Origin of the sequence: Nocardia sp. NPDC004168, assembly GCF_040610355.1 — a bacterium.
GTDB classification, from domain to species: domain Bacteria; phylum Actinomycetota; class Actinomycetes; order Mycobacteriales; family Mycobacteriaceae; genus Nocardia; species Nocardia sichangensis.
On the sequence record NZ_JBEXME010000071.1, the window covers coordinates 1 to 5,985 of the forward strand.

General features: G+C 58.1%; 7 protein-coding genes and 3 pseudogenes. 5 read left to right on the top strand and 5 right to left on the bottom strand.

The window, feature by feature from the left end; genetic code table 11:
• Positions 1 to 208 precede the first annotated feature (208 nt).
• Positions 209 to 346, top strand: a pseudogene (locus ABZW96_RS37040) (IS256 family transposase); the annotation flags it as partial.
• A gap of 22 nt (positions 347 to 368) precedes the next feature.
• Here the strand turns inward: ABZW96_RS37040 and ABZW96_RS37045 are convergent.
• On the bottom strand, positions 369 to 512 hold the full coding sequence (locus ABZW96_RS37045) for a transposase (RefSeq protein ID WP_355081498.1): 144 nt from the start codon (positions 510 to 512) through the stop codon (positions 369 to 371).
• Between the two features lie 225 nt (positions 513 to 737).
• Positions 738 to 1,088, bottom strand: a complete 351-nt coding sequence (locus ABZW96_RS37050; RefSeq protein WP_355081509.1) for a helix-turn-helix domain-containing protein — start codon at positions 1,086 to 1,088, stop codon at positions 738 to 740.
• Positions 1,089 to 1,217: 129 nt separating this feature from the next.
• Here ABZW96_RS37050 and ABZW96_RS37055 point away from each other — a divergent pair, with 129 nt between their 5' ends.
• Both ABZW96_RS37055 and ABZW96_RS37060 read left to right on the top strand, forming a co-directional pair.
• Entirely contained in the window at positions 1,218 to 2,666 is a 1,449-nt protein-coding gene (locus ABZW96_RS37055) for an MFS transporter (RefSeq protein WP_355081500.1), read from the top strand.
• Between the two features lie 246 nt (positions 2,667 to 2,912).
• Entirely contained in the window at positions 2,913 to 3,263 is a 351-nt protein-coding gene (locus ABZW96_RS37060) for an MmcQ/YjbR family DNA-binding protein (protein WP_355081502.1), read from the top strand.
• A 50-nt stretch (positions 3,264 to 3,313) separates the two neighbouring features.
• Here the strand turns inward: ABZW96_RS37060 and ABZW96_RS37065 are convergent.
• A pseudogene (locus ABZW96_RS37065) lies at positions 3,314 to 3,534 on the bottom strand (RNA polymerase sigma factor SigF); the annotation flags it as partial.
• A gap of 289 nt (positions 3,535 to 3,823) precedes the next feature.
• Between ABZW96_RS37065 and ABZW96_RS37070 the strand changes: the two are divergent.
• Positions 3,824 to 4,843, top strand: coding sequence for an acyl-CoA dehydrogenase (locus ABZW96_RS37070; protein ID WP_355081503.1), 1,020 nt, complete (start codon positions 3,824 to 3,826; stop codon positions 4,841 to 4,843).
• A 308-nt stretch (positions 4,844 to 5,151) separates the two neighbouring features.
• On the opposite strand, the gene ABZW96_RS37075 is transcribed toward ABZW96_RS37070, so the two are convergent.
• Complete coding sequence (locus tag ABZW96_RS37075) at positions 5,152 to 5,475, bottom strand: integrase core domain-containing protein (RefSeq protein WP_355081505.1); 324 nt, start codon at positions 5,473 to 5,475, stop codon at positions 5,152 to 5,154.
• Positions 5,476 to 5,503: 28 nt separating this feature from the next.
• Here ABZW96_RS37075 and ABZW96_RS37080 point away from each other — a divergent pair.
• A pseudogene (locus ABZW96_RS37080) lies at positions 5,504 to 5,653 on the top strand (IS30 family transposase); the annotation flags it as partial.
• A gap of 17 nt (positions 5,654 to 5,670) precedes the next feature.
• On the opposite strand, the gene ABZW96_RS37085 reads toward ABZW96_RS37080, so the two are convergent.
• Positions 5,671 to 5,985 (bottom strand): transposase (locus tag ABZW96_RS37085; protein WP_355081507.1); only part of this gene is annotated, 315 nt, incomplete at its 5' end.

Consider the following 5,985-nt stretch of genomic DNA (forward strand, 5'->3'; position numbering starts at 1 on the left):
TGAGCACGGCACCCGACTGCGGGAGCTCGACGGGATCGGTCCTGTCCTCGCGGCGCGGTTGATCGGCCGTACCGGCTTGGCCACAGGCTTCGCGATGGCGGCCGCCGGCGAGCCTCTGATGTCTGATGTGGTGGGGTCCGTCTTGGCTGGTACTGCTGCGGTGGCCTAGGGTAAGGACGCGAAGACGTCGCAGGTCGATGCTGAGCTGGTGGCCCGGCTGCGGCCCAGGCCCGCGCGGGCGGATGGGCGGGAGCTCAGCGGTGGGGGCGGATTGCTGCAGCAGCTGACCAAGCTGGTGGTCGAGTCCGCTCTCGACGGCGAGATCACCGATCACCTCGGCTACGATCACGGTGCAAACAAACTGAACATCACGACGAGTGCGCCAGGGCGCTGATCTTCACGTGGAGCGCGTCCAGGAAGATCGCTGGATACACTATGCCCAGCGGCCGGTTCTGCCACTCGGCCATCCCGTCGATCACCATCGAAGCCGGAGCCCCGATCACCTGGGACATCGATCTCTCCCCGGGCCGACATCGGTGACCACGGTCTTCGCGCGGGTCCCATTGCGCGAGTTGCCCGTTCCACGGCCCGCGGGATCACAAGAGTGTGTGTTTGCGGAGCAGTTCGAGGTTGGCTCGGCTGAACATCTGGGTTTTGAGCATTTCGTATGCTGACGATCTGCGGCTCGTCTGCGGGACTCCGTCGACGGTGAGGTTACGCAGGCATACCCAGAGTGCTCACTCTTCAGCACGATGTTCCGCAAGATCCTTCTCATCATCTGGAGGGAACCATCGGCTGGCCCACTGGTTGAGGGCGGCTACTGCGGTCTCAAGATCTCTGCCCATTGCTGTTAGCTCATACTCGATGCGGACCGGGACTTCGTCATAAACCGTTCGAACCACTATCCCCGCCGCCTCGAGCTCGCGCAACCGGTTGGCAAGCATCTTGTCGGTAAGCGCCGGTATGCCCTGGCGAATCTCGCTGAACCGCGTGGCGCCGAGTAGCAACTCGCGCAAGATCACGCCGTTCCATCGACGGCCGATCAGTTCGACGCCGCGATGATAGCTAGCGCAGAAGCCTTCTCGCAGGTCGGGAGCTTGATTCGCGTCTACTACCACTTATGGGAGTGTAGCAGACCGAAAGCTACTTGCGGAAGGGGAGAGACTATGGATAGTATAGTGACTATAGTAATGTCACTCACTCAATGAGGTAGCTCTATGTCTTCAGCACTCCCTCCGGCCGGTACTCCGGGGCGCGCTCGACATCTTGGTTCAGCGCTTATCCTGCTTGCATTTGCGCAGCTCATCATCTCCGTGGACTACAACATAGTTTTCATTGCGATGCCGGAAATCGGCAGAAAGCTGAACTTCAGCTCCCAGACACTGCAGTGGGTAATCAGTGGATACGCAGTGATCTTCGGCGGTTTTTTGCTTCTCGGTGGCCGTGCGTCAGACCTCCTCGGTCGCAGACGCATGTTTGTACTCGGGCTGCTGATCTACGCTGCGGCGTCTCTTGCCGGGGGGCTTGCAACGGAGCCAGTGGTATTGGTAACTGCCCGTGGACTACAGGGGGTGGGCGGGGCACTTTTGTTCCCGGCGACGCTATCGCTGGTCAATACGCTCTTTGCTGAGGGGCGAGAACGCAATCGCGCTCTTGCGGTTTGGTCGGCCGCCGGCGCGGGCGGGCTTATTCTCGGCTCCTTGCTCGGTGGCCTACTGACTGAGCTATTCGGTTGGCGCGCGGTATTCTACGTGAACGTACCACTCGCGGTCGTCGCGGCCTTGTTGGCATTCCCGCTTATCAGCCCGGATGCCGCCCTTGATCGGGGGCGTCATTTCGATTTGCCCGGTGCGCTCACCGCGACGTTGGGAGTTACGCTACTCGTATTTGCACTCGTGCAGGGGCCGGAATTTGGTTGGCTATCCGCTCCCATTTTGTCCAGCGTGCTCGTCGCGGCGGTTCTTATCGCGAGTTTTGTGGTTATTGAGCACAGAAGTGTCGATCCGCTGCTGCCACTGAGGCTATTCGGCAACCGCAGTTTGAGTACCAGTGTAATGATCACCTTCCTGTTCACAGCTACATTTGGGTCGTTGTTGTACTTTCTCGCGTTGTTTTTCCAAAATGTTCGCGGCTATAGCCCTATGGAAAGCGGGGTAGCTTTTCTAGTTCCCATGGCAGTAGTGCTTTCCGGTAACGCAATCGGAGGCAAACTGCTAACAAGTTTCGGTGTGCGCGTCACTCTGCTTATTAGCTTGATGCTACTTGCCATCGGGACCATAATCTTAGCTCTTGAAGTCAAGCCGACTGGTAGTTATTTGACCATGTTGCCTGGTTTGGTAATTTTCGCCATCGGCGGGGGTATAACTTTTCCCGCTATGTTCGCGGCGGCTGCGACCGGAGTTGAACCACGCGAACAGGGAATTGCATCTGCAATTGCATCCACTGGTCAGCAGATCGGTGCAGCGATCGGCTTGGCTATCCTTGTAGTTATCGCCAACGCAGGAACTGAAGGAGCCGCTGGTGATGCACTCCGCACCATCCTCGCCGAAAATCTGCGGACCACTATGTTCGTTGCTGCGGCTGGAGTTGTCGCCATGGTCTTGCTTGCGCTCAATTTTCCTCGTGCCACAAAGAGTGTCGAAGAGCCCCATAGTGTCGTGAGCTAAATGCAGCAGAGAGAGGGCCCAACTGTCCTTCTATCGGATACTATTATTTTTAATTCTTCAATTGGGCAGAACTTCTTCGGCTGGATGGCAGTTGCAGGCCGCGCGGCCGCGGGCTATGAAACTTGCAGCATGCCGTGCCGTGCACTTCCAAGGCTTTCTGGGCAGCGCTGGTCGAGCCGAGCTGAGTGGCTCGCTAGATTCCATTCGTCCAAGCCACACACACGTTTTTGTCGCATACTTGGGAGAATGACTATGACCTGGCAAGACGTGGTGGTGATGGCAACCGGGTTCCCAGAGGTGGAGGAGTCCACCTGGTGGCGCAGTCCGGCCCTGAAAGTCGGCGGCAAAGGCTTCGCTCGCCTGCGCAGCGAGGCCGAGGGCGGTTTCGTGCTTGCCTGCGACCTCGCCGAGAAGGAGGCGCTGCTGGCGTCAGGTGATCCGGCGTTCTACACCACGCCGCACTACGACGGTCACGCCTATATCCTGATCGATCTGGATCGAGTCGAGCCCGAGCACCTGCAAGAATTGCTCGACAACGCGTGGTGGCTCACCGCTCCGGCCAAAGTGCGCCAACTGCGCGCACGCGACGTCCGCTGAGCGCGGTCATTCCCGGCTGGATTGCTCCCGCAAGCGGCCGAGGGTCTTGGCCGATCGAACTGGGACTCCTCCTCACCGAGGGTGTCCAGGAGCGAGGCGTCGGTGTCGCGGCCGAGCGTGGCCGCGTCGATCGAAATGGGCTGGTAGGCCGAGAGTCTGGGAGAGACTGTCGATCGCCGCGCCCGATGCGTAGGTGAGTCTCCTTGACACGCCGCGGCACTCGCATCGCCCAGGTGTTGTCGCGGAAATACCGGCGGACCTCACCCATGATGTAGACGACGCAGATCGGCAAATGATTCTCTCCACCGGCCTTGTAGCGAGGCATGCGATATGGAAGCAGTTATGGATTGACGAGGCGTGAAAGACACCGGGTATCGAACTCGAAGGAATCGACCACAGAAGTTTTTGCAGTATACCAATAGCCGCGGAGCGGTTTGATATGCGGTTTGCGATCGGGGTTACGGTCCTTGCTCCTCTGCGCCGATGTTTACTGTACTTGCAATTATATCTGTCATAGCGGAAGTTTTTTCGATTAAACTGGAGAAGTTTTGAGCTTTAGTGTGGATGAACCTGAAGATGCCGTCGCAGAGGCGGTGGTAAGTTTGCTCGAATGTGAGAGCGAGCGCGATATCAATCTTTGGCCGAAACTTGCAGAGCGCGGTCTGCTTTCCGTTCCCCTGCCGCATCATTATGGGGATGGGTTGGGTATTCTGGGGCTGTCAGCGATACTGATCGAGCTTGCCACTGATGCTGTGCAGGTTCCTGCTTTGACAACCCTGGGCTTCGGTGTGCTGCCACTGGTGGGTGCAGTCCCAGAAAGTTTAGCGCAGGATGTCTTTCCTGCAGTTGCACAAGGAGCGGTCTTGACCGCCGCGCTCAGCGAACCGGGGCAACCATTCACTGCACAGCCGGAAACAGTGGCCGATAGAGTCGGTGGACGGGTGCGGATTGAGGGTATAAAAGTGTCGGTTCCATATGCTGATCTAGCGCGTTGGATGTTAGTTCCGACAAGCTCCGGAATCGCTATCGTTGAGATGGACACTTCAGGTGTAACGTGCATACAAAGTTCTTATTCGAGTAGCGCGCCGGAGTATTCAGTATACTTCGACAAAGTAATGATTCCGGAAGTTCAGATTATCTCCATCGATGTGTCGAAATTGCTCCATCTTGCACTTGCATCCATGGGATCTGTCGCTGTCGGTTTGCTTAGAGGAATGTTGCTGATGCTTACTGAACTCGCTCGGGTTCGCCGCCGTTTCGGGATGGCGGACAGTGATTTTCGGGCAGTGATGCCAGGTTTAAAAGACATCCATGTCATATCCGGTAGGATTGAATTTGCATCCCGCTTGGTGACTCATATAGTGGCACAAGGAGAAGATTGCATAGATGGACGCATCATGGGAACTCACCTAAATGCGCTAAATGACTGTATTTCCGTGCAATTGCCCGCCGCTGTGAGCCAGGGCTATACCTTTGGGGAACTTATGTCAACCGATTCGCGGCTGACTTTCGATAGGTATCTTGAACAAGCTGAAGATCTAGTGCGCTGGTTGAGGGGTGTTCGAGTCGATCGCTCTTGAGAAAGCCTTATTTCGAAGGGTTCCAGGGGTGGTGATTGCCTGAGCGTGCCATGGCTGTGCATGCGGTTTACGACGTGGGGTGACCCCGGCGCAGAAGATGGCCGAGTTTCAGCTGTAGGAGTACGAACTTCGTGTAGGCACCTTCGCCTCACGTTTCAACGCTGGTTTGTTGGCTGCACATCGTTGTCTGGTTTGGAGGCCAAGGCCTCGCGGTGCACAAGGATGTGCGCCGAAGAGCAACGACGCTCCCCGTGGCTAGTCCCCCATAACGCGACCACGTGATCTGGCCCCTGCCGGTGGGTCCGCTCTTACGAGAGTTGAGGGGTTGGTTGGATGTCGAGCCACAGCGTCTCATACTCGGTGGGGCTGAGGTGACCGAGGTAGGAGTGGCGGCGTTCGGTGTTGTAGAAGTTGTCGATCCAGTCGGCCATCGCGATGGTCAGCTCGAGGGTTGTCGACCATTTCCTGGAGTTGAGGAGTTCGGTTTGCATCCTTCCCCAGAATGACTCCATCGCTGCGTTGTCGAAGCAGTCACCTACAGTGCCGAACGACGGCAGAAGACGATGTCGACGCAGATTTTCACCGAACGACCACGAGGTGAATGGGCCATATTCAACTGATCGTTGCAACACCTCAATCGGGGAGGTGTCGAGGTGGGAAATTGGTCCGCAGCAGAGGCGAGTTCTTGAGTACAGGGGCCAGATTCCGTCGCCGGGTCGGCCGACAGTGGCCTGGCGTGAGGATCGGGTGCGGTTCTGGGCGGCGATCGCGCGCGGGGTGATGACCGAGGACGCGGAGGTGGAAGCGGGGGGTCCCTATGGTGTTCGTCAAGCCGCTGAGGTCGTGGGTGATCGGTAGAGTTCGCCGTGTTTGAGCATCGCGTAGAGGACGTCGCAGCGTCGCCGAGCCAGGCAGATGAGGGCGGCGTTGTGTTTCTTGCCTTCGGCTCTTTTTCTGTCGTAGTAGGCGCGGCTGGCAGGGTCGTGCAGTGCGGCGAACGCGGACAGGAACAGTGCCCGTTTCAGCTTGTGGTTGCCGGACCGGGCGGGGTGCTCACCGCGGATGGAGCTGCCGGAGCGGTGGGTGGCCGGAGCGATATCGGCGTAGGCGGCAAGGTGGCCGGCCGAGGCGAAGCCAGCGCC

Coding starts and splice junctions, on each gene's coding strand:
- ABZW96_RS37045 (WP_355081498.1), bottom strand. CDS start 512: ATGTCCCAGGTGATCGGGGCTCCGGCTTCGATGGTGATCGACGGGATG.
- ABZW96_RS37055 (WP_355081500.1), top strand. CDS start 1,218: ATGTCTTCAGCACTCCCTCCGGCCGGTACTCCGGGGCGCGCTCGACAT.
- ABZW96_RS37060 (WP_355081502.1), top strand. CDS start 2,913: ATGACTATGACCTGGCAAGACGTGGTGGTGATGGCAACCGGGTTCCCA.